We start from the raw sequence: 24,905 nt of genomic DNA, 5'->3' as shown, positions 1-24,905 counted from the left end.
TTGCTAGTATACAGTGAATCCATGCAGAAAACAACTGCAGCTTCATACCAGCTTTGCCATTACAAAAACTGGAACGGCTCCGTGTCCACAGCGGACACTTGAACGTCGGTTTCGTACTTTCGCTCTGCGAGCTTTTTTTGCAAAAACTCAGCCGAGGCTTTCTTCATGATTTTCTCGGCATGGTGGCCCGGATCGATAATTGACAGTCCCGCGGCCAGTGCGTCCTGCGCGGTATGAAAATCAATATCGCCAGTGACAAGCACATCAGCTCCGGCGAATAAAGCGTGTCTGACGTAATCGCGTCCGGAGCCGCCGAGCACAGCGATTTTACGCACGGAACGGTTTAAATTACCGACTACGCGGACATGGGAAACCTCAAAAGCTCTCTTTACATCGCCCGCCAGCGTTCGCAGTTCTACCGCTTCCGGAAGCTTGCCCACACGCCCTAATCCGAAGTTCCTGCCTTTAAGGTCCATCGGATACAAGTCGTAAGCCACTTCCTCATAAGGGTGCGCTTTGAGCATGGCCTGCACCGCTTTGCGCTCCATGCTTTCAGGAACAACTATCTCGATGCGGATCTCCGGCACCTTCTCAAGCTTTCCTTGTTTTCCGATAAACGGATCTGTTCCTTCCATCGGCTTAAAGGTACCCGTACCGGCGATATTAAAAGAACAATCGCTGTAATTGCCGATCCACCCCGCCCCCGCCTGGAACAAAGCGTCAAGCACTTTCTCGTGGTGCTCCTCCGGGACAAAAACGACCAGCTTCTTCAGCTTTTCCGTATGGATGTTCTCCAGGGCGCTCGTGGACTCCAGGCCGAGGGCACCAGCCATAAGGTCATTCACGCCGCCCTCGGCAACATCCAGATTCGTATGTGCTATGTAAACCGCAATATCATGCTTGATCAGCTTTTCATACAGACGCCCGGCGGGAGAGTCTGTCTGCAGATTCCGCAGCGGACGAAAAATAATGGCATGATGGGCAATGATCAAATCCGCGCCGACACGTATCGCTTCTTCCGCCACAGCTTCGGTCACGTCCAAAGTGACGAGCACCTTGCGGATTTCCTTCCGGAGGGTACCCAGCTGAAGGCCGATTTTATCGTCAGGCACCGCCAAATGCTTGGGAGCCAGTTCCTCGAACAGCTGGATTACCGTTTGTCCGTTTGCAAGCAAGCGAGTATCCCCCTTAATTCTTCAATCTCCCGCTCTAGCTCCCGTTCCTTCATCTTGGAGCTTTCGAGCTGCGACAAAGCCAACCTTGCCCGAATGAATTCCAGCTTCCTTATTTCAAGCTCCCATTTGCGCATCCAAACCGGCGAGCTTTGCCGGATCAAATAAGGGCCCATGCCGAGAAGCCGCTCTTCCGAAACAAGGCAGGCTTTGCCGGACCCAATGTTGCATGTTGAATAAAGCTCTTTATTGGCTTGCTCCGCGTCATCCGAACGCTCTGCGGTCAGGATCTCATAAATCTTGCCGTCTTCCTCAAGGATCTCTTCTTTCACAAGCAGCCACCGCTGTTCCAGCAGCCACTTCCTGACCGCTTCTTCACCCACGTTCGGCTGCAGCACAAGCGTGTGCACCCCGTGCAGCCGGTCCGCACCAGCCTGCAGGATCGAAGCGATCAGGCTTCCGCCCATGCCCGCGATCGAGACGCAGGTGGCTTCGCCGGGCAAAATAACGGACAACCCGTCACCGCGGCGAACGTCGATTTGGGCCTCCAGCCCGGCTTCCTTCACTTGCTTCACAGCCGCCTCGTAAGGGCCGGGATTCAATTCTCCCGCGACCGCTTTCTCAACCCGCCCCTGCTGCACCAAAAAAGTGGGCAGCAACGCATGGTCCGACCCTATGTCCGCAAGAACGCTTCCAGGCGGGACTTGCTCAGCTATTCGATAAAGCCTTTCAGATAATTTTACCATTTATGCAACCCATTCTATCCATTTTTTTCGCAAAAAGAACAGCACCAGCCCGGCGGTTACGATTTTGCCCAACCACATGATCTGTAGGTATGGCTTCAACATCTCCGCAGCATATAACATACCATAAATTTCAGGCATAAACCAAGCAAAGCATCCTGCAACGAAAAGAGCTCCACCCGCAGCTTTAATTTTCCTCTGGATCAGCCATCCTAACCACCCGAACACAAAACTCAGCGGCGACAGCGCGGCCTGGACCATGAGCAGGTTCATTCCGGGCTGCTCATGCAGCACCCAAACATAGATCAGCAGCAGGCCGAACCAACCGCAAAGATGCAATGCAAATTGTCTGGCCGCGAAACCGGTAGCAATCCAGATGATCGAGCATATGGCAAGCAAGATTTGGTAATAACCCGCTTCACGCACTCCATGCAGATCCATTAAATAAATTCCGAGGAACAGCAGCAGAACACAAGCAATGCCGAAGATCGTAAGCGAGAACACAGGGCGTGCCGCCTGCAGCCTTGCACCGGCCCAATATAAAATAATGAGAAGCAGCGCTCCCGAAGCGATTTGCAAAGGAAGACCAAAAGAGGTAAAATTGAGAACGTATAAGAAAATAAGTGCAATACTGGAAATTACTAGGATCCAACTTTTCCAACCGCTGTTCATTATGGATACGGTGGATATGCCTAACAGCTTTTTGGGCCGTTCAGCAGGATCCTCCAAATACAGATTTAACAAGAAATCGCAGTACTGCTCAGGCAGCAGCTTGCTTTTACGCCAATTGTCGATCTCATTTACAATGATCTTTCGCTTCTCCGGTTCCATTGGATCACCTCTTATCCTGTGAGAGATGGTTCTTCACATAACCAGTATATCGGCTAAACCGGACATCTTTTTTACATAAAAAAGAACCCTGCCGGATGAACAAGCAAGGTTCTAAGGGCTTTTATTCCAGAAAATCCTTCAATCTTTTACTGCGGCTTGGATGCCTCAGCTTTCTAAGAGCCTTCGCTTCAATCTGGCGAATCCGTTCGCGGGTGACGCCGAACACCTTGCCCACTTCCTCAAGCGTGCGGGTGCGCCCGTCATCGAGGCCGAAACGAAGCCGAAGCACATTCTCTTCTCTCTCCGTCAGTGTGTCCAGCACATCCTCCAACTGTTCCTTCAGCAGCTCGTAAGCAGCCGCGTCCGCCGGAGCGAGAGCCTCCTGATCCTCTATAAAATCCCCCAGATGAGAGTCGTCCTCTTCTCCGATCGGAGTTTCCAAAGAAACAGGTTCCTGCGCTATCTTCATAATCTCTCTCACCTTGTCCGTGGAAAGATCCATCTCTTTGGCGATTTCTTCCGGCGTCGGTTCACGCCCCAATTCCTGCAGCAGCTGGCGGGAAACCCGGATCAGCTTGTTGATCGTTTCGACCATATGCACCGGAATCCGGATCGTTCTTGCTTGGTCGGCGATCGCGCGGGTAATGGCCTGCCGAATCCACCAGGTAGCATAGGTGCTGAACTTGTATCCTTTGGTGTGGTCGAATTTCTCCACCGCCTTGATCAGACCCATATTCCCTTCCTGGATGAGGTCGAGGAACAGCATTCCGCGGCCGACGTAGCGTTTGGCGATCGAAACGACCAACCTAAGGTTGGCTTCCGCGAGGCGGCGCTTCGCTTCCTCGTCCCCCTGCTCGATGCGCTTCGCCAAATCCACTTCGTCATCTGCGGAAAGAAGAGGCACACGGCCGATTTCTTTCAGATACATCCGCACCGGATCGTTGATCTTGATGCCCGGCGGCAGGGAAAGGTCGTCGTCAAACCGGAATTCATCCGGCTCCTGTTCATCCTGCCCCATTGTTAATTCCTCATCCGAATCGTTGCCTACATCTATTCCCATCTCGGAGAGCTGTTCAAAAAATTCGTCTATCTGCTCAGCGTCCTGTTCAAACGGAGCAAGCTTCTCCATAATATCTTTGTAAGTCAACGATGAACGTTTTTTACCGAACTCTATCAGCTGTTCTTTCACCTGTTCCAAGGTCAATTCACTGTCAAGTTCAGTATGTTGGTCGTTCGCCATTCTTTCAACCCCCTCCTCCCTGGAAAGTCACAAATCATTATAAAGTCAAAATGATTTCAACCGCTTTTCCAGGGCTATTATCTCATTACCTATTTGCGCGGCAAGCAAAACATCTCCTGACCGCTCTGCCCTGACCATTTCTTCTTTTTTCATGTCAATCGCTCTTTGCTGAGGATATTTCTTGATTTCCCTAATATAATCCGCGATGACTTTATCATTCGCACCATGATCCGAACCCATCAGCGCAATCGAGCTCGCCAGGCTTTCCAGAGCCCTGTCTTCCAAGGCGGCTAAATATTTGCTTGTGTTGGGCTCGTTCCCTTGTGCGTAGAAAGCGTATAAATAGGCGGCGAGCGCAGCGTGAGCTTCCACATTGAACGCGGCGCCAAGCTCTTGTTCGACTTGCCGCGCCACTTCGCTGTCGTGCATCATCACGGCCAGCAGCCGGATCTCCGCGTTATGAAAAGCCGGAAGCAAAGACGGAGTTTTTTCCGCTCTTCCCTCATTATTCATAACATTATTCCACGCATTGTCTTTATTATCCCTGAATCTTTCTTTTTTTTGGAAGCCGAGCCTGATTTCGCTCAATTCCTGCTTCATATTTTCATAGGAATAATCGAAATCCGAGGAGATGTCCTTCAAATAATGCTCCCTCTCGGTCGGCGAATTAAGATTCGCTACGATCTTTAACGCTTCCCGGATATAACGGAGCCGGTCGCCATCCTCCTGCAGATTATAATTACGGCGCAAAAAAAGAAGTTTATATTTAATCGACGGTACGGCATGATCAATTATCTCCCGTACGAATCGCTCAGAGCCATATTTGGCGATATATTCATCAGGATCCTGCCCGCCCGGCAAAAGGGCGATCCGGACCTCGCAGCCCGACTTTTCCAGGATTGCAATACTTTTGAAGGCCGCCGTCTGCCCCGCATTATCGCCGTCATAGCACACGACAACCCGGGAAGCGTTTCTGCGGAGCCTGAGCGCATGCGATTCGGTCAGCGCCGTGCCCATAGTCGCTACCCCGTTGTGCACTCCCGCCTCCCACGCTTTCATCGTATCCACATAGCCTTCAAATAATACGGCCTGCTCCGTCTTACGGATCTGGGGCCTGGCTTGATGAAAGTTGTACAGGCTCGCGCTCTTGTTAAAAAGCACGGTTTCCGGGCTGTTCAGGTATTTGGGCTGGATATCGGCCAATGCGCGTCCGCCAAAAGCGATCACCCTGCCTTTGTCGTCCCAAATCGGAAACATGACGCGTTCCCGAAATCGGTCGATATAACCGCTGCCGTCATTTTTGGATAAAGTCAAGCCGCCCTGCTCCATCAGCTTCATGTCAAACCGGTTCTTGGCCAAAGCCTGAGCCAGCGTATCCCACATGGGAGGAGCGTAGCCTATCCCGAAGGTTCCAATGAGCTTGTCGGAAAAACCCCTTTCCTTCAAATACTCCATTGCTTTCCTGCCTTGGTCCGTATTCATAAGAATGTACTGATACAATCTGGCTGCCCGTTCATACGCCTCATAAAGCGCGTTCTTCTCACGCTGCTGCCCGGACTGTTCCTCGCTGACGCTTTCGAAGCCGTAGGTGACATTGGCTTCCTCCGCCAGCTGGCGTACCGCTTCGGTGAAGGTCAGCCCTTCGATTTCCCTGATAAAATGAATGGCGTTGCCGCCGGCGCCGCAGCCGAAACACTTGAAAATCTGTTTCTCGGGCGTAACCGTAAAAGAAGGGGTTTTCTCGGAGTGAAAAGGACACAGCCCTTTCATCGTATGGCCCTGCTTGGTGAGATGAACGTATTTGCCGACGACATCAATAATATCGTGGTGCTTTAGGACAGCTTCAATAACTTCATCGGGAATTCGCCCGTTACTCATCCTATCCACCTTCGTTCAAATTAACACTTATAACTATTCGCTACAGCGTTTCATTCTCCTGCAACGTTGTTAAAACTTTTGTCAGGTTTTGTAGAAAATGTTTGCGGTCCTCTTCCGTGAAAGGCTTCGGACCTTTCGTATGCTTGCCGCTTCGGCGCTTCCTTGCCTGGTTGTGCCTGGTGTCGAGCAGAAACTCAATTGTTGCGTTGTCGTAAATCTGCCCCCGGTTGGAGATGGCAACGGCTCCTTTGCCGAGACCGATAGCCGCAAGCCCGAAATCCTGCGTAACAAGCACATCCCGGGGATGGATGCGGTTGGCAATATACAAATCCACCGATTGGTCGGAGCTGTCGACCTGGACCACCTGTACACCCGCATGCTCCGACAAACGGTGATCATAAGAAGCGATCATCCAAACTGCCGCTCCGTACTGGGCCCCGGCCTGGATGATCTCTTTTTTCACCGGACAAGCGTCCGCATCTACCATTATTCTGGATTGCATGAAACCACCGTTTTCCAACTAAAGTCCTGCCGTAATATTATATACGATGGGAAAGCAAAAAATCCTGCTTCTGTAAGCAATAAATCCCAACCGGGAAATAAAGCTTGAATAAACTGTGACATCCTTCACACATTTCTGATAAAATCCTGAATCAGGCTGGCTGTTTCCTCCACCGCTTTGTTGGACACATCGATGACCACGCAGCCGATCCTGGACATAATGCCGTCCGCGTATTTAAGCTCCTGGTGAATGCGCTCGGAATCCGCATAAATCGCGTTGTCCGCCAAGCCCAGAGTCTTCAACCGTTCCTTGCGGATCATATTCAGCTTGTCCGGATTGATCCTGAGGCCGAACACCTTATGCCTCGGCACGGTGAACAGGGATTCCGGCGGAGCCAGCTCGGGCACAAGCGGTACGTTGGCCACTTTGTATTTTTTATGAGCCAGATACATCGAAAGCGGCGTCTTGGAGGTCCGCGACACTCCCACCAACACCACATCGGCCTGGGTGATGCCGCTGAAGTCTCTGCCGTCATCATATTTCACCGCAAACTCTACGGCCTCCACCTTCTTGAAATAATCCTCGTCCAGAGGGTGGATCTTTCCCGGCAGATGACGGGGTTCCTCATGTATGGCTTCTCCCAGAACAGCTATCATAGGTCCCAACAGATCGATATAGGTAATGCTGTGCTTGCGCGCTTCCCTGATCAGGTGAGTCCGCAGTTCCGGTATCACCAAGGTAAAGGCGATAACCGCACCGGTCTTGATCACTTCGCGGATCACATGATCGATATCCGAAGGATCAATGATGAACGGCGACCTGCGGATATCGATCGTGTGCGGGTAAAACTGCACGGCCGCCGCCCTGACGACGGATTCTCCCGTGTCCCCTGCCGAGTCCGAAACAACGTATACGGTCTGGATCCTTTTGGAATCCGTCATAGGGCAAGCCACCTTCCAAAGGGTTAGTAAACGAGCTTATTGAAATCCGCAAACTGTTTCAATGTGCAGGAAACGGCCAGCAGGAGCGCCAGGCGGTTGCTGCGTATCTTATGGTCTTCCGCCATGACCATCACTTTATCGAAAAAGGCGGTAATCGGCGTCTGCATTTCGGTAAGCTCCTGAAGGGCTTCGTCTTCCGCGCCCTGATGCATGTGACGGGTAAAGGCGTCACTCACTTTAAGCCAGGATTCATGCAGTTCCTTCTCCACCGCCTCGGCAAACAGCTCGGGACGAATTTCCGATTGCTCTGCTTTGGCGGCCAGGTTGTTCACACGGTTGAACGATTCCACCGCAGCCTTGAATTCCGGCGCGGCCGATTTCTCCATCAGTGCCTTGCCCCTTCTTACCACCGAACCTACATGGTCCAATCCGGCAGCCATTACGGCATCGATCACATCATAGCGGATGTCCTGCTCCTGCAGCACATTCTTTATCCGCAGCGCGAAGAAATCGTACAGGTCCCGCCTGATCTCCTCCTTGCTGCGCTTGAGCAGGCCGGCTTGTTCATGGGCCTGCAGCGCGATGCCGAACACATCGGACAATGTCACAGCCAGGCCCAGATCCAGTATGATCTGCACCACTCCGGCCGCCTGGCGGCGAAGCGCATAAGGATCCTGCGAGCCCGTCGGGATAATGCCGATGGAAAAGCAGCCGACGATCGTGTCTATTTTATCGGCAACGCTGACTAAAGCCCCGGTCAGCGAAGCCGGGCTGTCGTCCCCGGAAAATCTGGGCTGGTAATGCTCGAAAATCGCTTTGGCAACTTCCTCTCGCTCCCCGGCTTTGCGTGCGTAGTCTTCCCCCATGACACCCTGAAGCTCGGGGAATTCATAAACCATCCCTGTCACCAGGTCGAATTTGCAGATTGCGGCTGCCCTCTTGACCGCCTCCATGGTGATTGTGTCGGCATGCACGGCATCGGCGAGCTTTTCCGAAATCGCCCGGATCCGCCTGACCTTGTCGCCCACGGTGCCCAGCTCCTCATGGAACACAATCGTCTCCAGACGCTCCAAATACGAATCGATGGAGTTTCTCTGGTCCTCCTCATAAAAGAATTTCGCATCCGACAATCTTGCGCGCAGCACCTTTTCATTCCCTTTGGCTACCAGGTCCAGAGAACGGCCGTCCCCATTGCGCACGGTCACGAAGAAAGGCAGCAGCTGGCCGGAAGCGTCCAGCACAGGGAAGTAACGCTGATGCTCTCTCATCGAAGTAACCAGCACTTCCTGAGGAATATTCAGGAAATCTTCGTTGAAGGTCCCGAACAGCACGGTAGGGTATTCCACCAGGAACAGCACCTCTTCAAGCAGGTCATCCTTGACGGGTATGTTCCAGCCTTTTTCCCGGGCCAAAGACTCAAGCCCTTTCACGATCAGAGCTTCGCGTTCTTCAACGTCGGCATACACAAAAACCTCCCGCAGCTGGTCCACATAGCTTGACGCATCGGAGAATTCCAAACCGCCGGCCAGAAACCGGTGCCCTTTGGATTTGCGCCCGGATTGGATTCCAGCGACTTCCATCGGGATGACGTCGGAACCGAACAGGGCCACGAGCCAACGGATCGGGCGGACAAACCTTAATTCGCTGCTTCCCCAGCGCATATTTTTCGGGAAGGTCATGCCCGTTATGATCGGCACGAGTCCCGCGCTTAAAAGCCCGGCAGTCTCGACTCCCTTGCTGTTCTTGGTGGCATAGACGTACTCCACGCCGTTCAGCTCTTTAAAATACATCTGCTCCGGGTCCACTCCCTGGCCTCTCGCGAAGCCCAACGCGGCCTTGCTCCATCCGCCGTTGTCATCCAGCGCGATTTTCCTGGAAGGGCCTTTGGCCTCTTCGGTGATGTCCGCCTGCTGTTCCGCCAGCGCTTTGACCTGCACCGCAATGCGTCGTGGAGTGGCGAACGCTTTTATTTCCTGAAAGCCGACATGGGAGTCCTTGAGCCATGCTTCCACTTTATCCTTCAATTGCAGCATAGCCGAGCGCAGGAACCTTGCGGGCACTTCTTCCATCCCGATTTCGAGCAGCAGATCCTTACTCATGTACACCCTCTCCTTTCTTCGCCAGCATCGGGAAGCCAAGACGTTCCCGTTCTTCCAGGTAAGTGGCCGCGCATTGGCGGGCCATATTCCGGATGCGGGTAATATAACCCTGCCGCTCCGTTACGCTGATTGCCCCTCTGGCGTCAAGCAGGTTGAATGTATGGGAGCATTTGAGCACATAATCGTAAGCAGGATAAACGAGATTCTGCTCCAGCACTTTCTTCGCTTCATCCTCATAGGTGGAGAACAGGGTAAACAGCATTCTGGCGTCGGATATTTCGAAAGTATATTTGGAATGCTCGAATTCCTGCTGGCGGAAGACGTCGCCGTAGGTCACGCCGTCCACCCACTCCAGCTCGAACACATTTTCTTTGTCCTGGATATACAAAGCCAGCCGTTCCAGTCCATACGTAATTTCTACCGCTACCGGATTCGCGTCGATGCCGCCCACCTGTTGGAAATAGGTGAACTGCGTAATTTCCATGCCGTCAAGCCACACCTCCCAGCCCAAACCCCACGCTCCGAGGCCCGGATGCTCCCAGTTGTCTTCGACAAACCGGATATCGTGATCGAGAGGTTCGATACCGAGGCGGCGAAGGCTTTCCAGATAAAGCTCCTGGATGTTGTCGGGGGACGGCTTCATGACGACCTGAAACTGGTGATGCTGGTAAACCCGGTTCGGATTCTCGCCGTAGCGTCCATCGGCAGGACGGCGGGAAGGCTCGACATAAGCGACGTTCCATGGCTCAGGGCCGATGCTGCGCAGAAAGGTCATCGGGTTGAGCGTCCCGGCGCCCTTCTCCACGTCATAGGGCTGTACGAGGACACAGTTCTGCTCCGCCCAGAAACTCTGCAGAGTCAGGATCATCCCTTGAAAATTCATTGATCGACACTCCTTTATATGTAATATAACTTCCGGCACAGCCAAAAAACTCCCGTCTCTATGCCTGCGCTCCAGACATAGGGACGAGAGTTGTATCCCGCGGTTCCACCCTACTTGATGAACGGCTTCCCGTTCCATCCACTTTTGGCCAATGTACTCGGGAATGCCTGTTCACTGAAGGGAAAGATCGGGCTCTCACTGTTCCCGAATCGCTGGCCTTTCGCTCATTTCAGCTACTTTTTTCCGTCACCGTACGAATACTGCTAACTAGAAAAAAATAATAGCAAATTTCCATTTGGAAGTCAAACGAGCCTCTTGGGCTTGTTCAAGGCTTGTACTTTTCCAGCTGATCCAGGACGGAACGCGATTTCCAGCGAATGCCGATATAATGGTCGATGCACCCCTGGATACACTGCTTCAGCTGCTGCCGGGTCGACTCTTTCACTTCAATCCTGCCCAAACGCCTTATATCTACCTGAGCCAGCAGCTTCAGCAGCTTCCAGCTGCCCTCGGCCAGCGGAATCGCCGACAGGTCCTTCCCTCTGCAAAGGGGGCAGACAATGCCGCCCATCGCAGCGCTGAAAGCCATGCCGCCCTCCGTTCTACCGCAGGATACGCATACTTCCAGAACCGGCATATACCCGCCGAAAGCAAGCATTTTGAGCTCAAACACATGAGTGACAATCTGCATGTCCTTGCCTTCGTCCAACGCGGCCAGGCCGCCGCTGAATTGTCCGAACAGAAAGGCGCTGCCCTCGGAATCTCCGACCATTCGGTCGACCATTTCCGCCATATAAGAGGTGTAAGCTGCGGTGTACAAATCTTCGCGTATGCTTTGAAATGCGTTTATAATTTCGGCAGCGTTCAAACTGCCCATCTGACCGGATTTATAGAAATCAAACTGCGCGTGCGTAAACAGCTGAGTGACGGCCGCATGACGGCTCCTGACCTTCTTCGCTCCCCTCACCATCAGGCCGACCTTACCGTTTTCCTTGGTAAATAACGTAATGATCTTGTTGCCTTCCCCGTAATCTATGCTGCGGATGACAATGCCCTCCGCCGTTTTCAACATATCTTTTCCCCCGCGATCACTGCTCCGGCGCTTTCCTTCAACGCGTCATTTCGGACGGCTCGGCGGTCTCCTCCGCTTCCTCTTCCGAGGCGGCTGCGGGTGAGCCCTCCGAAACCTGCTTGTACAGCATGTAGGCATCCACATCTCCAGTCATTGCAAAATACTTCCACGAAAAATCTTTCATGTGTATCATCCTCCCAATGAATGCGACTCTCTATGATGCCTGGAGTCTATCCGGCTGATTAACGCCTGACAGATTGCCTGGATACTTCTAGGATGATCATATGGGGCGGAAGTATGCTTTGCAAAAAATGGGAGACTGGAAATGACCGTCAGCTACTCGCTCCGGAAGCCCAAGTCTTTAAGCACGCGCTCCTGATTGCGCCAATCCTTCTTTACTTTCACCCACAGCGTGAGAAAAATTTTGGAGCCGAGAAGCGCTTCGATATCCCTGCGGGCCTTCTCGCCCACTTCCTTTAGCAGCGCTCCCTTTTTTCCGATAATGATGCCTTTCTGGGAATCTCTTTCCACAAAAATGACTGCCGAAATGTGGACGACCCCGTTCTCCTCCACCCTCATATCCTCTATGGTTACCGCTATGGAATGCGGGATTTCCTCGTGGGTGAGATGCAGGATTTTCTCCCGGATCAGCTCCGCGCAGACAAACTGCTCGGGGTGATCGGTCACTTGATCTTCAGGGTAATACTGCGGCCCTTCCTCCAAATACTTGACGACTTGCGCCAAAAGCGTGCCCACGTTATTGCCGTTCCTGGCAGAAATTGGAACGATCTCCGCAAACTCATGTAGCGAATTATACTCGGTTATAATCGGCAGCAGCGCTTCCGGTTCCACTTTATCGATCTTGTTGAGCACGAGAATGACCGGAGTTTTCACGTTTTTAAGCTGCTCTATGATGTATCGGTCGCCTCCGCCAAGGCCTTCGGCCACGTCTACAAGAAAGAGCACCGCATCGACTTCACTGAGCGAGCTTTGCGCCTCGCGGTTCATGAAATCGCCTAGCTTGGACTTCGGTTTATGGATTCCCGGCGTGTCCAGGAATACAATCTGCGCCGTATCCGTTGTGTACACGCCGTGGATTTTGTTTCGCGTCGTCTGAGGCTTGTCGGACATGATCGCGACCTTTTGGCCCACTACCTGGTTCAAGAGAGTGGATTTGCCGACATTCGGCCGCCCGACGATGGACACGAAGCCGGATTTGTATGCTTGTTTGCTCATGTAACTAGTTTTCCTCCTCGTTCTTCACCTGATCCTCAAACAATGAAAATGCCCCCGGCAGCAGCGCTCCCACGGTAGTTTCCACAAACATGCCTTGCAGGTTGCCGAGAATAACGGGCATATCAGGCCCGCACAGCTCGACCATCACCTGGCGGCAGACGCCGCAGGGGGAGACGGGGCCATTCGTGTCTCCAATGACGGCGATCGCCCGGAACGATCTCGGCGCGTGCCCGTCCGCTATAGCCCTGAACATTGCGGTACGTTCCGCGCAATTGGTAGGTCCGTAAGCGGCATTCTCGATATTGCAGCCATGGTGGATATGGCCTTCGGAATCGACCAGCGCGGCTCCGACCTTGAAACGCGAATACGGCGTATACGCTTTCTCTCTCGCATTTTGCGCCTCCTTAAGCAGTTGCTTCACGTCCATTTCAGCATCTCCCTTATTTTTGCCAAACAATGCAAATCATTGCACGGACTAATAGATCAAATAAACAAACACCGTGATCGAACTGCCTATAAATGCGCCTAATATTAGGGAAGAGAGCGACCTTCTTTTTTTCTCGTAGAGGACAAACAGGACAAGAAAAGATAAAGCATAAGTCAGCAGGCAGACGATGGTTTGCCCTACGTTCAAGGTAATGACGGTGGATATTCCGAATGCGACCGCGGCCAGAAGGCTGGGCCTTATACCGCCATTTCTCCGGGAGAACCGGGTGTCCATTACGATGACCGAAAGCATAATTAACGCAAGCAGCACCCAGATCATTCCGGCTGTAACCAGATTCCCCGACTCCCTCGCGTGATGAAGGAGCCGGTCAATCGGATCGAAGAATACGATCATGCCCACCGCCACGGCAAAAACCGCGGAAACGAGCACAGCCGCCGCGGCCACATCCTTTGCGATCTTGGCCAGAGGATGCCGGTCCGGCATGGCTAAATCCACCGTCTTCTCCACAGCCGTATTGATCAATTCGGTCACGATCATCAGTGTAATGGCCAAGAGGAGGAACAGCACCTCCAGCTTGGACAGGCTCAGCAGCAAGGCGGCGAGCAGCACTCCAAACGAGGCCAGAAAATGGAACCTCATATTATGCTGGGTGAACAGAGCGTACTTGACTCCTTCGTAAGCATAGCGGAAGCTCCTGAGCCACTTTTGCGCATCGTTCAACGCGTAATCCCCGCCTTTTGCAGGATCATCTCCTGCTTTGTGAACATCGCTTTCTCGCTTTCTTCGTCTTCATGGTCGTAACCCAGCAGATGAAGGAATCCGTGCACGAACAGGAAGCACAGTTCGCGTTCCAGCGAATGGCCGTAATCCTGCGCCTGGGCGACGGCTCTCGGCACTGAAATGATAATGTCGCCCAACGGCTCCGGGTAATCTTCATCAAGCTCATCGGCTTCATCCGTATCCGCAGCTTCTTCGGAATCCTCGTCCGTGAGTTCCTCCACCACAAAATCTTCCTCGTCGTAGCGGATATCCATCTCTCCTTCACCGGTTTCCTGCATGGCAAAAGAAAGCACATCCGTCGGCCGGTCGATGCCCCTGTACTGCTTGTTCAGTTGGTGTATCCTCTCATCGTCCACAAAAGTAAGGGATACGTCTCCCTCGGTGAGCTGTTCCTCTTCGCCGGCAAGCTGCAGAATCATCTCCAGCTTCTCGATCAGCGTTTCTTTTACCGGATACGTTTCCTGTTCATCGCTCCATGCCAATGTTAAGCTCATGCTCGGATTCTCCTTCAAACCTGGTTTTTGGACGCGGGCAGCTCATTCGGGTACTCGATACGCGAATGAAAAATGCCAAGCAGCGTTTCATTCAAAATTTTGGCGACGATATCCAGTTCTTTCAACGTGATATCGCATTCGTCAAACTGTCCGTCGTCAAGCCTGATCTTGATGATTTTGCGTACCATCGTGTTGATTTGCTCCATTGTCGGGCTCCGCAGCGAGCGTACGGCGGCCTCCACACAGTCGGCAATCCCGACGACAGCCGCTTCCTTGGACTGCGCTTTCGGCCCCGGGTAGCGAAAATCGTCCATAGGCACGGGCCTGTCGGCGTCCTTGGCCTTTTCCACCTCCTGCTGCTGCAAGGCTTTGTGGTAAAAAAACTGAAGCAGCGTCGTGCCGTGATGCTGCTCCGCGATGTCGCGGATCGGCTTCGGTATCTGATATTCCTTCAGCATCTCCACTCCGTCCCGGGCGTGAGCCACAATGATGGATTTGCTCAAGGCGGGATCGATTTTATCGTGCGGATTTTCCATCCCGTTCTGGTTTTCGATAAAATACATGGGCCGTTTCGTCTTGCCTATATCATGGTAATAAGAACCGACCCTGCACAGCAGCCCGTTCGCCCCGATCGCCTCCGCGGCCGCTTCCGACAAATTGCCGACCATGATGCTGTGATGATAGGTGCCGGGAGTCTCCGTCAGCAGCTTGCGCAGCAGCGGATGGTTCGGATTCGACAGCTCCACCAGCTTGAGAGGGGACAGAATCCCGAACGCCACTTCAAAAAAAGGCAGCAGCCCGATCACCAATACTGCGGTAAGCAGCCCGCCCGCCACGGCAAACGCAGAGGAGAACAGAACCTCCCGTTTCGAGAAGGCTTCCTGCAGCAGCATGATGGAAGAAATCGCCGCCAGAGCGGACAGAGCCACCATGACTCCCGCTCTCAGAACGGTGGAACGCTGGCTTGTTTTGCGAATCGTAAAGATCGCCGCAAAGCAGATCGTCAAGTGGACCAGGCCAAACCGGAAATCAAACAGATGATTATAGCCCGAATTGAAAATGGCGCTGGACAAAATACAGAAAACGACAGAAGAGACAAACGCAAGCTGCGCGTCCAACAGAACGGCAATCAGCATAGCCCCCATCGCCGTCGGGGCAAGATATCCAATGTATGGATAGTCTAAATTTTGTCCTAAAGCCACAATCTTCATTCCGGCGATGTTAAGCAGAAAAACAAGGACAAGCATAACGAGCTGGGAATTATTGTGCTGGATGGAAAGCTGGCTTTGGCGCACCACCAGGTAGATAAACAGAGTCAGCAGCCCGCACAGAACCGCCAGGCCTGACTGGGCCATGCCGTTGTTTTTGCCTTTCAACAGGTCGAGCGCTTTCAGTTTGTCGTAGATTTCTTCGGTGATGACCTGCCCTTCATTGACCAATACATCGTTCTTGTTGAAGTACACCGGCTTGGTGTTTTCCCTGGCGGCCGTTTTGGCCGCTTCCGTCGCTTTCTGGTCATAGAATTTGTTCGGCGTGATCGCTAAACGGATAATTTCCTGCACCAGCTCGCGGGTCGTGTTCTTGGTCAAAGATGAGGTGCTCACCTGTTCGGCCACTTTGGCCCGCACCGTCTGCGCCTCGGCAATCTGGTCGTTCATCAGCCTGCTGACGATATCGCGGGCCACAGGGGCCATCGCAATCAAATCTTCCTTCGACAGCCGGGGGAATTTATAGAACGCTTCCTCGGGTATTTTGTACTGCTGATCTGTCAGCTTTTTCCTGACTTCGTCGATCAATTGCTCCGGGTACTGCCCTCTATCGGACAAACCTCTTATATACCGGTCCTCGTAATCCTGAACCATAGCGGGAAGCACGGTGCGGTAAATATTGACCTTGTCCGAGTAGGCGACTTCGTTGTCGGCATTCAGCTGATTGAGCTTCTCGAATACGGCATCCACCATCGCATCGTTCTTCAAATCCAAAATCTTGTACAATGGCAGCTGCCTCTGGGCCGCTTCCTCCTGCGCTTTCAGGGTTGCCGTTTTATTCTCCACCTGGGTAGGCGCCGTAATCGTCGTCCCCGCTATCGATCCTACCGAAATATTATAGGTTCTGGGAATCATAGGATTGTATAAAGAGATGTAGAAAATCAGACCAAGCGCAAAAAACAGAAGAAAGCGCACGACGGCGCTATGCTTCCATCCCAAAAGCTGATTCATCCACTGGTGTTGTATAATCTCTTGCTTCTTGATCATTGAAAAGTCATTCCTCTCTAATCAAGACGATGAAAGACCTAAGGCTCAAGCTCCTTATCGACGTTGTAGGCCACAATGATCTTCTGGACCAGAGAATGGCGGACAACGTCCTGGTCGTCAAAATGGATAAATCCGATTTCCTCCACAGAACGGAGAATCCTTTCCGCCTCCACCAGCCCCGAGTTCTTGCCTCTGGGCAGGTCGATCTGCGTAACGTCGCCCGTGATGACCATCTTGGAACCGAAGCCAAGACGGGTCAGGAACATCTTCATCTGTTCGGGCGTCGTATTCTGGGCCTCGTCCAGTATGATGAACGAATCGTCGAGCGTCCTTCCGCGCATGTACGCCAGCGGCGCGATCTCGATCGTTCCCCGTTCGAGAGCTTTCGCCACCTGCTCAAGTCCCAAAACATCGTTAAGTGCATCATACAACGGCCTCAGGTAAGGGTCAACCTTCTCCTGAAGGTCCCCCGGCAGAAATCCGAGGCTTTCCCCGGCTTCCACTGCCGGGCGTGTCAGCACGATCCGCTTGACTTTGCCCTCCTTGAGGGCGCTTACGGCGAGGACGACGGCGAGGTAAGTTTTACCGGTTCCCGCAGGGCCGATACCGAAAACGATATCTTTCTTTTTTATCATCGAAACGTACTGCCGCTGGCCGATGGTCTTTACCCTGATCGGTTTGCCTTTGTGGGTAGTGGCGATGACGCCTTTAAACAGCTCCAGCAGCTCGTCAGCCTTCATCTGCCTGGCCAATTCCAGCGCGTACGTAATATCTCGTTCAGTTAAATTATAATTATTGCGGATTAACTCCAAAAGCACTTCGAACAGCTGCTGAAGCTGGTCTACTTCGGCTGATCCGCCCTGGATCGTTATTTCTTCCTCGCGGGTAAAAATCTGCGCTTCCGTGTCCTGCTCGATCAGGTGCAGAAATTTGTCTTGCGGACCAAATAAGGCGAGCCCTTCTTCCGTGTTGTTAAGCGAAATCTTGACGGTTTGTGCTTTTTCTGCCAACAGGCCTCATTCTCCTTACTGAATTATAGGTTGCTCCTGCGCGATGAGTTCCTCCACCTCGAAAAGTGCTTCCATATAAACTTTACCATTCTCCGCCTTTTCATGCAAAATTTTTTCGGACGTCACCCGGGCTTCCTTGCCTGCGGCAGCAACAATTTCGGACCTCGCCTGCTCCAAGCCGTTCGCTTTGGCCTCAGCCAGAGTAAGAGGATTTTCCTCCATCCTCACTTCCATAATTTTCTCGTTCAGCCATCCTACAGGGAGAACGAAATCCCGCCAGGATACGGACTTGCGGTCCGCTATCACTTCTTTTTGCTCAAAAACCGGTTTGCGGTAACCCGTGAGCTGGAGCGCCCTTTGCCCGAACACAATATATTTTTTCTCGTAGGTTTCACCGGTGTACACTTTATACTTTTGCGTCAAGGGAACTTCAATCTTTGGGGAGTACCATACAAGCCCTTTCACCGTACCCTGCGAAACCACCGTGCTGGAATTCGCCTCGTCTCCGATAATGCCCGAGATCAGGATGTCTCCTTTACGCACGTAGGTGTTGGGCCTCACCATGGGCTTTCCCTTTTCCGCAATAATTTGCGTCACTAACGCGTTCTTGGATGCCACAAGGTGGCGGGGATTCATCAGCGGGCGATCCTCCGGCAGCCTTGATTCCACGACTTTGATAATAAGCTGGGTACCCCTCACCTGCACGCCCACCCAGGCAGTTCCCGGCAGCTTGCCGTGCAGCTCTTTCGACATCGTGTCGGGATCCTTCAGCCTCCACTTCCATTGGTGTACACGAAGGCCCTGCTGCTGCGCCGCCTGCAGAATATCAGCCGTTTTCAGCTTCTCGTTGCCTTCCACTTTGATGGACCATACGACAGAGGAAAGAAGATAAATCCCGGCCACAAACCCGACTATGCCCACGGCAAAAAATTTCCTTTTACCCAGTCTGTCCAAAAAAAAGGGAATCCCAAAACGCTCCTTGACCCGAAGCCGGCAGCCTGTCCCCCGTAAAATCGGACGCAGTTTGAAGAAATGGGGCAGCTGCGCGTAAATTTCCAGCACCTGAAAGTCCAGGAGCCGGATATTCCAGAACTGTATTCCTTTTCTATTGGCGAGATTAATGAACTTCTCGATCCCTTTACCGTGGATTTCCAGCCGCACATAGCCTCTAAGATATGAAACGAATCTATTCATCGTTCATTCCCCTCCGGAACGTCGTTTACTTGAATGGAGCCTGACGGTTACTACGGGATGTATTTGATATCGTCAATGACCCCTTCAATCAGCACTTCCTCGGACAAAATAGCCCGGATCACCAGGTCCCTGCCCCTCACTTCAAGCTGCCCTTTCGTCAGCGCCAAGCGGAGCATTTCGGGTGAAAAATGCTGCACTCCCTGATGGTTTTCGATATAGAGCTGGAGATTGCCGATCATCGTAATTCGCGGCAGGTCCAGAATGACATCTTGAGGAAGGTCCAGAATCCGTGCGGTGAGCTTATTCAAATATTTGGTCAGGCTGCGCATCCGTCAACTCCTTCCCCCCGAAGGCATGGCCCGCCGGTGCCGGCAAACCATGGGGCCTGCTGCTGTACATTCTTATCAATTAAAAATATGCTCCAGATTAGGTGTTTATGAAAAACAAATAACCTCCGTCCGAGGTCTGGAGAGAGCGGGAGACTTTGCCGGCTGCGCAGGGGGGTGAGCATGAGTAGAAGACAGTTGACCATTTTCCGGGAGAGCTGTTACCGCCTGAGAAGCGGGTAAATACAATATTATTATGCTAAGCGAAGGAGGTTGGACCGTGATTCCGCATCTCTTATTTCAAATTGCTCTGATTATTATGGTGGCGCGATCGGGTTATGTTTGCATGCAATTGATCAGCATGCCCGCCAAAAAGGACTGGCTGGACATTTTGTTCCATGCATCCGTCGCTGTCGTATCGCTCAGCTTCCTGCTGTAAAGCAGTCTTCGTAAAAAACCGTCAGGATGATCCGTTTCCAGACGGTCCTTTTTGGTGCTAATCTATACGTTTGTGCGCGGGCAGGGAATGAGTATGGGATTCCAACCGCTGCCCAAGTCATGTAACGTTGTTGTGGTTAAGCCGCGGGAACACGACATAAAAAGGCGGCCCGTGAACTTTCTGCTTCATAACCTTTTTTTGATCTATTCCAAGATGGATTCCGTTTCCTGGATATTTCCCGGATATTTCCCGAATTAAAGGAATTTTAAACCGCTAAAGCTGTATTTCCCGGTTATTGCCCGGAATTAACGCACTGCGCTTCCGTTATTGTGGCCAAAACGCTGGCACGGGTGGGTAAAAAGCCTGTTTGCCCAAAAATAGAGGAATTGCATTCCGCTATAGTCAGGCCGGGAGCGGGAAATCTGCTTATCTTCTTAGAAAGGGAAAGATCAGTGGTGCCGCGTAAGCGGCATGCTACTCTTATACATCAAAGAAAACCTAGCGAAAAATCACCACTAGGTCCACTTTAATGTAATCTATCCCTTGCTCGTTTGACTTATCGGTTTTGGTTTCGTTGAAATTTCCTTGCTTTGGGAGGTCCCAATATTTCCGCCCATACCAGTCCCTTAAGCGCTTCGTCCTGATCGAGTAAGCAAAGGGCAGGGGCACCAGCACCAGCCCGCGACGACGATGAATTGCCGGGCTCCTGGAAGGAGGAGGCTCTGTCGATCGTCTGCGGACTGAGCGGCGCGGCCTCCGATCTTCTCCGGGTGTCGCTGCCGGATTCACCGGCATCCCCCTCAAAGCTGCGTTTTACCGATTCCCTGTAAACAGGCTGGTTTTCTCTTGTCGTCTCCGGCATTCTAACGTCCGTCCAGACCGGGAAGCTTGCGGGTGCTGACGGGTCGCTGCCCGGAACACGCTGCATTGGCGGCTCAGACTGCCGCGGCTTCCGGGCGTGTGGTTCTCCCGGCGCTCGTTGCGGCGCTGCCGGGCGGGTGGCGGCCGGCTTAAAAACGGGAGCGCCGCCGAACTCGGGCATCCGGTTCGGGGACTGGCCTTTGGCTCTATTTTTCAAAAAGCTGCCCAGCAGAAAGAACAGGAAAATGATCGCCGCCGGTATCAACTTAGCAAGAGCGCCGGCTAAATCTAACAGCTGATCCATGCTTTACGCCTCCGTTCAGGCTTCAACCCTATTTATCCTCTTTGCCTTGGTCTGTCATTTTGCCCAGTGAGCTGCGCATCTGCGTGTCGGATTCGATGTTCTTCATGTTAATGTAGTCCATAACTCCAAGCTTGCCGCCTCTCAGCGCGTCCGCCATCGCCTGGGGCACCTGCGATTCCGCCTCTACCACCTTGGCCTTCATCTCCACTACTCTGGCTTTCATTTCTTGCTCGTGGGCCACTGCCATGGCGCGGCGTTCCTCCGCTTTGGCCTGGGCAATCCGCTTATCCGCTTCCGCCTGCTCCGTTTGGAGGTGCGCTCCGATGTTTTTGCCCACATCGACATCCGCGATGTCAATGGAGAGGATTTCAAACGCGGTTCCCGCGTCCAAGCCTTTGCTTAATACGACGCGCGAGATCATATCGGGATTCTCCAGCACATCCTTATGGGATTCGCTCGAACCGACCGTAGTGACAATTCCTTCCCCTACGCGTGCGATGATCGTCTCTTCTCCGGCTCCCCCTACCAGGCGGTCGATATTCGCGCGTACGGTGACCCGGGCAATAACCCGCACTTCGATGCCGTTCTTGGCAACCGCCGATACCGTAGGCGTTTCTATCACTTTCGGATTGACGCTCATTTGCACGGCCATCAGCACGTCACGACCGGCCAAATCAATGGCTGCGGCCCTCTCGAAGGGCAGATGGATGTCGGCACGATGGGCCGCGATCAGCGCGTTCACCACCCTGTCGACATTACCGCCGGCAAGGAAGTGGCTCTCCAGCTGATTAATCGTCAGGCCGAGGCCCGCTTTGGTCGCCTTGATCAGCGGATTGACGATCCGGCTCGGAATGACGCGGCGGATCCTCATCGCGATAAGCGTTGCGATGGACACCCGGACGCCTGATGCCAGCGCGGAAATCCACAGCAGAACCGGCACAAAGTTAAGAAACATAACAACCGCAATTAAAATGACCGCTGCCAAAACAAGATAAGCTACATACATTGCCTTTTTCCTCCCAAAACTCTAATTTAGATTGCTTTTACAACCACCCTTGCACCTTCCACCTCGATCACTTCTATCTCTGAACCGGAAGGAATAAACTCGCCCCTCGTCACCACGTCTACCCGTTCCTCTCCGATGCGGGCTGTGCCTGCAGGTCTCAGCGGCGTCAGTGAGGCCCCCCTCTGATGCAGAAAACGCTGCTTGGGAGAAGTGGAGGAGTAGCCTTTTTCTTCCGTCAAAGCGTCTTTAAGAATAAAACGGTGCCAAATGCCTCTATGGCTGAAATATTTCACCACGATCGCTATAATGACGGCCCCAATGACCAGCGCGATTGTCAATGTAAGCAGACCCTGCCCTGTGTTCTGCGCCGCCAGGACTATGCCGCTCCCCAAGCTGATTATACCCAGAATGCCCAAAATCCCGAAGCTCGGAACGAAGATTTCCGAAATGAGCATGAGGACGCCCGCCACGAACAGCACGATATCCTGGGCACCCGCAAAGCCTGACACATAATGCCCGAAAAAATAAAGCGCAAAGCCGGCAATACCCAGTATTCCCGGCAACCCGAAGCCCGGAACCAGCATCTCCACCCCAACTCCTGCAATCCCTATCAGAAGCAGCAAGGTCATGAGGAAAGGATTCGTCACAAACCCCGCTATTTTGTCCGCCAAGGACGCGCTCGCCCACTGCATTGGGTAATCCTGGGGCAGACCCAGAGCGGGCAAAATCGCCTGCAAAGAATCAGCCGTCCCCTCGGCATATCCTACTTTCACGGCTTCATCGGCGGTTAAAGCGATAATTTCTCCTTTCTGCTTCGTACGGTCGATCTTCGGCATAGGCACGACCAGATTCTTGTCCGCCATGCCTGCCGCAATCAGCGAGTCCCTTCCATGGAGCTCCGCGGCGGCCCTCATCCTGCTCGTCCAGTAGGCGACGATTTTGGGATTCTCCACTTCTTTGCCGCTCCCGTCGACAACGGCCGCGGCACCGATCGAGCTTCCCGGCTCCATGAAGATTTTGCCTGCGCTCAGCGCGATGTAACTGCCTGCCGACGCGGCTTTGCGGTGAACGTAAGCGGCAGTCGGAATGGCGCTGGCTCTGACGATTTCACTGATTTTCTCGGCCGCATCCACACTTCCCCCGTAAGTATCCATATCAAGAATGATCCCTGCGGCCTTTTTCTTCTCCGCTGCGGCGAACCACCTCTGGACAAATTTTTGCAAATCTTGATCGATCGTTTCATGGACCGGGATCACATAGATGGGGGAACGCTCCTCAGCGTATACGGCTTCCTGCGCGGGGTAGAACCATAGAGCTAACACAGCCACAAGCATGACCAGGGCGACGTGCGACCGTCTAACGGTTCCTCTTTGTATCATAAGGCCCCCCTCTTTTCTGCTTTTTCACTTCTCAATGTATTGCACGGACCTTTTGAAAATGTATACGTTATGTATGAAGATTGTGTTTCAAAAAATTCGTATATTTACAGAATAAAAGCCGAGATCAAAGATGATCCCGGCTTTCGTATTTATTGCAATAATTGTGTAACAAACTGATTGACGATCTTGCCGTCAGCCCGCCCTTTAACCTTAGGCATTAAGGCGGCCATTACTTTTCCCATATCCGCTTTGGATGTCGCACCGACTTCTTGGATAGTCTCTTGTACAACTGCTTTAATTTCATCCTCAGTTAACTGTTGCGGCAAGTACTCGGCTATGATGGCAATTTCTTGTTTCAAAGGTTCGGCTAAGTCCTGACGGCCGGCTTTTTCAAATTCTTGGAGGGAATCTTTACGTTGTTTGATCTCGCGACTCAGAATGTCAAGCACTTCATTGTCATCTAAGGTTTTACGCTGATCTATTTCAAGATTCTTGATCGACGCGCGAACCATACGGATTACGGAGAGTTTAAACTTGTCCTGACTCTTCATCGCTTGCTTCATATCTTCGTTCAATCGCTCGCTTAAGCTCATGATTCTGATTAAGCCTCCTAGAACTTTCTCTTACGAGCAGCCTCAGACTTCTTCTTCTTCTTAACGCTAGGCTTCTCATAATGCTTACGTTTCTTTACCTCTGCTAGAACGCCGTCTTTAGCGATGGAACGCTTGAAGCGACGAAGTGCAGCATCTATGGTTTCGTTTTTGCGAACTCGAGTTTCTGACACCAGTTTTCCCTCCCTCCGAACAGACCGTCCAAGACGAATAAAGCAGCTAATCAAACCTCATTATAGATGAAAATACAGAAAGGTGTCAACCCAAAATGAACGTAGTATGTATGCTGCGATGACAGGCCTGATCCAAGCTATTCACTTCCCTTGATAATTCAAAGCTCCGAGCTTTTCACCGCCCAAAATGTGGTAATGAATATGGAAAACCACCTGGCCTCCGTCCGCTCCGCAATTGTTGATCAGACGATAGCCGGATTCCGCGATTCCAAGCTCGCGGGCCGCCAGCTGCGCGGCTTTATGCACCTCGCCGATCAATGCCCAATCCTCTTCCCCGGCATCGTTCATGGTCGCGATATGCTTCTTGGGGATGACCAGAGCGTGAACTGGCGCCGCCGGCTGAATGTCATGGAATACAAGAACATTCTCGTTCTCGTAAATTTTGCTGGAAGGTATCGATCCTTCGACGATTTTGCAGAAAATGCAGTCCATTCTCCAGTAGCGCTCCTTTCGCATTATGGTTTATTTTTCTATCATAGCTTAATTCCGGAAAGAAAGAAAATGAGTGCTGTACGAAAAGAGTTGTTCAGATGAACAACCCCCTCAAAAGCCCGGCTGATGAGGAGGTTGTTTGTTAGTTATTAACGGACCTGACCGTACCAATCAATAGTAAGGCAGCAGGGACAAAGCGGCAAGCGCGGCGAACGGAAAGAAACGGCGGCGGAATCTGCGGCGATAGAATGGATACGGATAATAAGGGTAATACGGATAGTAGGGGTAATAAGGATAACCGTAGCCGTAGCCGAACCCCCTGCTCTCCTCTTCCCTGTCGTCCGTTACGGTACCCACCGGTTCCGCAATATACAAATGATCGCCGTCCATTTCGGAAATGATGCCGTCGTATTCCATACCGTCGTGGGTCCGCACCAGAACATAACGGTGCATATGCTGCGCGCAAATGTCTTTGATTTGTTCGTGAGCCATCGGTCTAACCTCCTATTGAATATACAACAGGATATTCGCCTATG

At 52.4% G+C, this 24,905-nt stretch carries 27 protein-coding genes; 1 reads left to right on the top strand and 26 read right to left on the bottom strand.

Features of this window, described 5'->3' with window-relative positions:
• Positions 1 to 59 precede the first annotated feature (59 nt).
• The 19 genes from ACZ5N7_RS02535 to yqfC all read right to left on the bottom strand — a co-directional run bounded on the left by ACZ5N7_RS02535 (position 60) and on the right by yqfC (position 19,107).
• Positions 60 to 1,175 carry a Nif3-like dinuclear metal center hexameric protein gene (locus ACZ5N7_RS02535; protein ID WP_464657118.1) on the bottom strand — a complete coding sequence of 372 codons (1,116 nt, stop codon included), beginning with the start codon at positions 1,173 to 1,175 and terminating at the stop codon, positions 60 to 62.
• A complete protein-coding gene (locus ACZ5N7_RS02530) occupies positions 1,151 to 1,918 on the bottom strand; it encodes a tRNA (adenine(22)-N(1))-methyltransferase (RefSeq protein ID WP_464657117.1) in 768 nt (255 codons plus the stop codon). Before ACZ5N7_RS02530 ends, ACZ5N7_RS02535 begins: the two co-directional genes overlap by 25 nt.
• Positions 1,919 to 2,746, bottom strand: a complete 828-nt coding sequence (locus tag ACZ5N7_RS02525) for an MFS transporter (protein WP_464657115.1) — start codon at positions 2,744 to 2,746, stop codon at positions 1,919 to 1,921. It abuts the gene before it with no gap.
• 121 nt (positions 2,747 to 2,867) lie between these two features.
• A complete protein-coding gene (gene rpoD / locus ACZ5N7_RS02520) occupies positions 2,868 to 3,986 on the bottom strand; it encodes an RNA polymerase sigma factor RpoD (RefSeq protein ID WP_464657113.1) in 1,119 nt (372 codons plus the stop codon).
• A 45-nt stretch (positions 3,987 to 4,031) separates the two neighbouring features.
• Positions 4,032 to 5,864 (bottom strand): DNA primase, encoded by a 1,833-nt coding sequence (gene dnaG, locus ACZ5N7_RS02515; RefSeq protein ID WP_464657111.1) that lies wholly within the window; start codon positions 5,862 to 5,864, stop codon positions 4,032 to 4,034.
• A gap of 40 nt (positions 5,865 to 5,904) precedes the next feature.
• A complete protein-coding gene (locus ACZ5N7_RS02510; protein ID WP_464657109.1) occupies positions 5,905 to 6,366 on the bottom strand; it encodes a YaiI/YqxD family protein in 462 nt (153 codons plus the stop codon).
• Between the two features lie 125 nt (positions 6,367 to 6,491).
• Positions 6,492 to 7,307, bottom strand: coding sequence for a pyruvate, water dikinase regulatory protein (locus ACZ5N7_RS02505; RefSeq protein WP_464657107.1), 816 nt, complete (start codon positions 7,305 to 7,307; stop codon positions 6,492 to 6,494).
• Positions 7,308 to 7,330: 23 nt separating this feature from the next.
• The gene (gene glyS, locus ACZ5N7_RS02500; protein WP_464657105.1) at positions 7,331 to 9,406 is read right to left on the bottom strand and encodes a glycine--tRNA ligase subunit beta; all 2,076 of its coding nucleotides are present in this window, start codon (positions 9,404 to 9,406) and stop codon (positions 7,331 to 7,333) included.
• Complete coding sequence (gene glyQ / locus ACZ5N7_RS02495; protein ID WP_464657104.1) at positions 9,399 to 10,289, bottom strand: glycine--tRNA ligase subunit alpha; 891 nt, start codon at positions 10,287 to 10,289, stop codon at positions 9,399 to 9,401. The genes glyS and glyQ overlap by 8 nt, the downstream gene beginning before the upstream one ends.
• Before the next feature lie 325 nt (positions 10,290 to 10,614).
• A complete protein-coding gene (gene recO / locus ACZ5N7_RS02490; protein WP_464657102.1) occupies positions 10,615 to 11,361 on the bottom strand; it encodes a DNA repair protein RecO in 747 nt (248 codons plus the stop codon).
• A gap of 37 nt (positions 11,362 to 11,398) precedes the next feature.
• On the bottom strand, positions 11,399 to 11,545 hold the full coding sequence (locus tag ACZ5N7_RS02485) for a YqzL family protein (RefSeq protein ID WP_464657100.1): 147 nt from the start codon (positions 11,543 to 11,545) through the stop codon (positions 11,399 to 11,401).
• A gap of 152 nt (positions 11,546 to 11,697) precedes the next feature.
• Positions 11,698 to 12,597 (bottom strand): GTPase Era, encoded by a 900-nt coding sequence (gene era, locus ACZ5N7_RS02480; RefSeq protein WP_464657098.1) that lies wholly within the window; start codon positions 12,595 to 12,597, stop codon positions 11,698 to 11,700.
• Positions 12,598 to 12,601: 4 nt separating this feature from the next.
• Positions 12,602 to 13,024 (bottom strand): cytidine deaminase, encoded by a 423-nt coding sequence (gene cdd / locus ACZ5N7_RS02475; protein ID WP_464657096.1) that lies wholly within the window; start codon positions 13,022 to 13,024, stop codon positions 12,602 to 12,604.
• Between the two features lie 48 nt (positions 13,025 to 13,072).
• A complete protein-coding gene (locus tag ACZ5N7_RS02470) occupies positions 13,073 to 13,765 on the bottom strand; it encodes a diacylglycerol kinase (RefSeq protein ID WP_464657094.1) in 693 nt (230 codons plus the stop codon).
• Positions 13,762 to 14,319 (bottom strand): rRNA maturation RNase YbeY, encoded by a 558-nt coding sequence (gene ybeY / locus ACZ5N7_RS02465; protein ID WP_464657093.1) that lies wholly within the window; start codon positions 14,317 to 14,319, stop codon positions 13,762 to 13,764. Before ybeY ends, ACZ5N7_RS02470 begins: the two co-directional genes overlap by 4 nt.
• A gap of 14 nt (positions 14,320 to 14,333) precedes the next feature.
• Positions 14,334 to 16,574 (bottom strand): HD family phosphohydrolase, encoded by a 2,241-nt coding sequence (locus tag ACZ5N7_RS02460; protein ID WP_464657092.1) that lies wholly within the window; start codon positions 16,572 to 16,574, stop codon positions 14,334 to 14,336.
• Between the two features lie 38 nt (positions 16,575 to 16,612).
• The gene (locus ACZ5N7_RS02455; RefSeq protein ID WP_464657090.1) at positions 16,613 to 17,584 is read right to left on the bottom strand and encodes a PhoH family protein; all 972 of its coding nucleotides are present in this window, start codon (positions 17,582 to 17,584) and stop codon (positions 16,613 to 16,615) included.
• A gap of 15 nt (positions 17,585 to 17,599) precedes the next feature.
• Positions 17,600 to 18,778, bottom strand: coding sequence for a sporulation protein YqfD (gene yqfD, locus ACZ5N7_RS02450; RefSeq protein WP_464657088.1), 1,179 nt, complete (start codon positions 18,776 to 18,778; stop codon positions 17,600 to 17,602).
• A 50-nt stretch (positions 18,779 to 18,828) separates the two neighbouring features.
• Positions 18,829 to 19,107: a sporulation protein YqfC gene (yqfC, locus tag ACZ5N7_RS02445; RefSeq protein WP_464657086.1), complete on the bottom strand. Its 279-nt coding sequence runs from the start codon at positions 19,105 to 19,107 to the stop codon at positions 18,829 to 18,831.
• A gap of 277 nt (positions 19,108 to 19,384) precedes the next feature.
• Between yqfC and ACZ5N7_RS02440 the strand changes: the two genes are divergently transcribed.
• Positions 19,385 to 19,543 carry a hypothetical protein gene (locus ACZ5N7_RS02440; protein ID WP_464657085.1) on the top strand — a complete coding sequence of 53 codons (159 nt, stop codon included), beginning with the start codon at positions 19,385 to 19,387 and terminating at the stop codon, positions 19,541 to 19,543.
• Between the two features lie 556 nt (positions 19,544 to 20,099).
• On the opposite strand, the gene ACZ5N7_RS02435 is transcribed toward ACZ5N7_RS02440, so the two are convergent.
• From ACZ5N7_RS02435 to ACZ5N7_RS02405, 7 genes are all read right to left on the bottom strand, one after another.
• Positions 20,100 to 20,708: a hypothetical protein gene (locus ACZ5N7_RS02435; protein ID WP_464657083.1), complete on the bottom strand. Its 609-nt coding sequence runs from the start codon at positions 20,706 to 20,708 to the stop codon at positions 20,100 to 20,102.
• Between the two features lie 28 nt (positions 20,709 to 20,736).
• Positions 20,737 to 21,714, bottom strand: a complete 978-nt coding sequence (gene floA / locus ACZ5N7_RS02430) for a flotillin-like protein FloA (protein WP_464657081.1) — start codon at positions 21,712 to 21,714, stop codon at positions 20,737 to 20,739.
• A gap of 26 nt (positions 21,715 to 21,740) precedes the next feature.
• Positions 21,741 to 23,093, bottom strand: coding sequence for an NfeD family protein (locus ACZ5N7_RS02425; protein WP_464657079.1), 1,353 nt, complete (start codon positions 23,091 to 23,093; stop codon positions 21,741 to 21,743).
• Between the two features lie 149 nt (positions 23,094 to 23,242).
• Positions 23,243 to 23,686, bottom strand: a complete 444-nt coding sequence (locus ACZ5N7_RS02420) for a GatB/YqeY domain-containing protein (protein WP_464657077.1) — start codon at positions 23,684 to 23,686, stop codon at positions 23,243 to 23,245.
• A gap of 17 nt (positions 23,687 to 23,703) precedes the next feature.
• Positions 23,704 to 23,877, bottom strand: coding sequence for a 30S ribosomal protein S21 (rpsU, locus tag ACZ5N7_RS02415; protein ID WP_284638695.1), 174 nt, complete (start codon positions 23,875 to 23,877; stop codon positions 23,704 to 23,706).
• Positions 23,878 to 24,018: 141 nt separating this feature from the next.
• Complete coding sequence (locus ACZ5N7_RS02410) at positions 24,019 to 24,369, bottom strand: histidine triad nucleotide-binding protein (protein WP_464657075.1); 351 nt, start codon at positions 24,367 to 24,369, stop codon at positions 24,019 to 24,021.
• A gap of 171 nt (positions 24,370 to 24,540) precedes the next feature.
• Positions 24,541 to 24,861 carry a hypothetical protein gene (locus ACZ5N7_RS02405; protein WP_464657073.1) on the bottom strand — a complete coding sequence of 107 codons (321 nt, stop codon included), beginning with the start codon at positions 24,859 to 24,861 and terminating at the stop codon, positions 24,541 to 24,543.
• Positions 24,862 to 24,905 lie beyond the last annotated feature (44 nt).

The sequence above is a fragment of the Paenibacillus sp. JCM 18996 genome (genome assembly GCF_055392555.1).
This window is presented reverse-complemented; position numbering and strand designations above follow the sequence as displayed.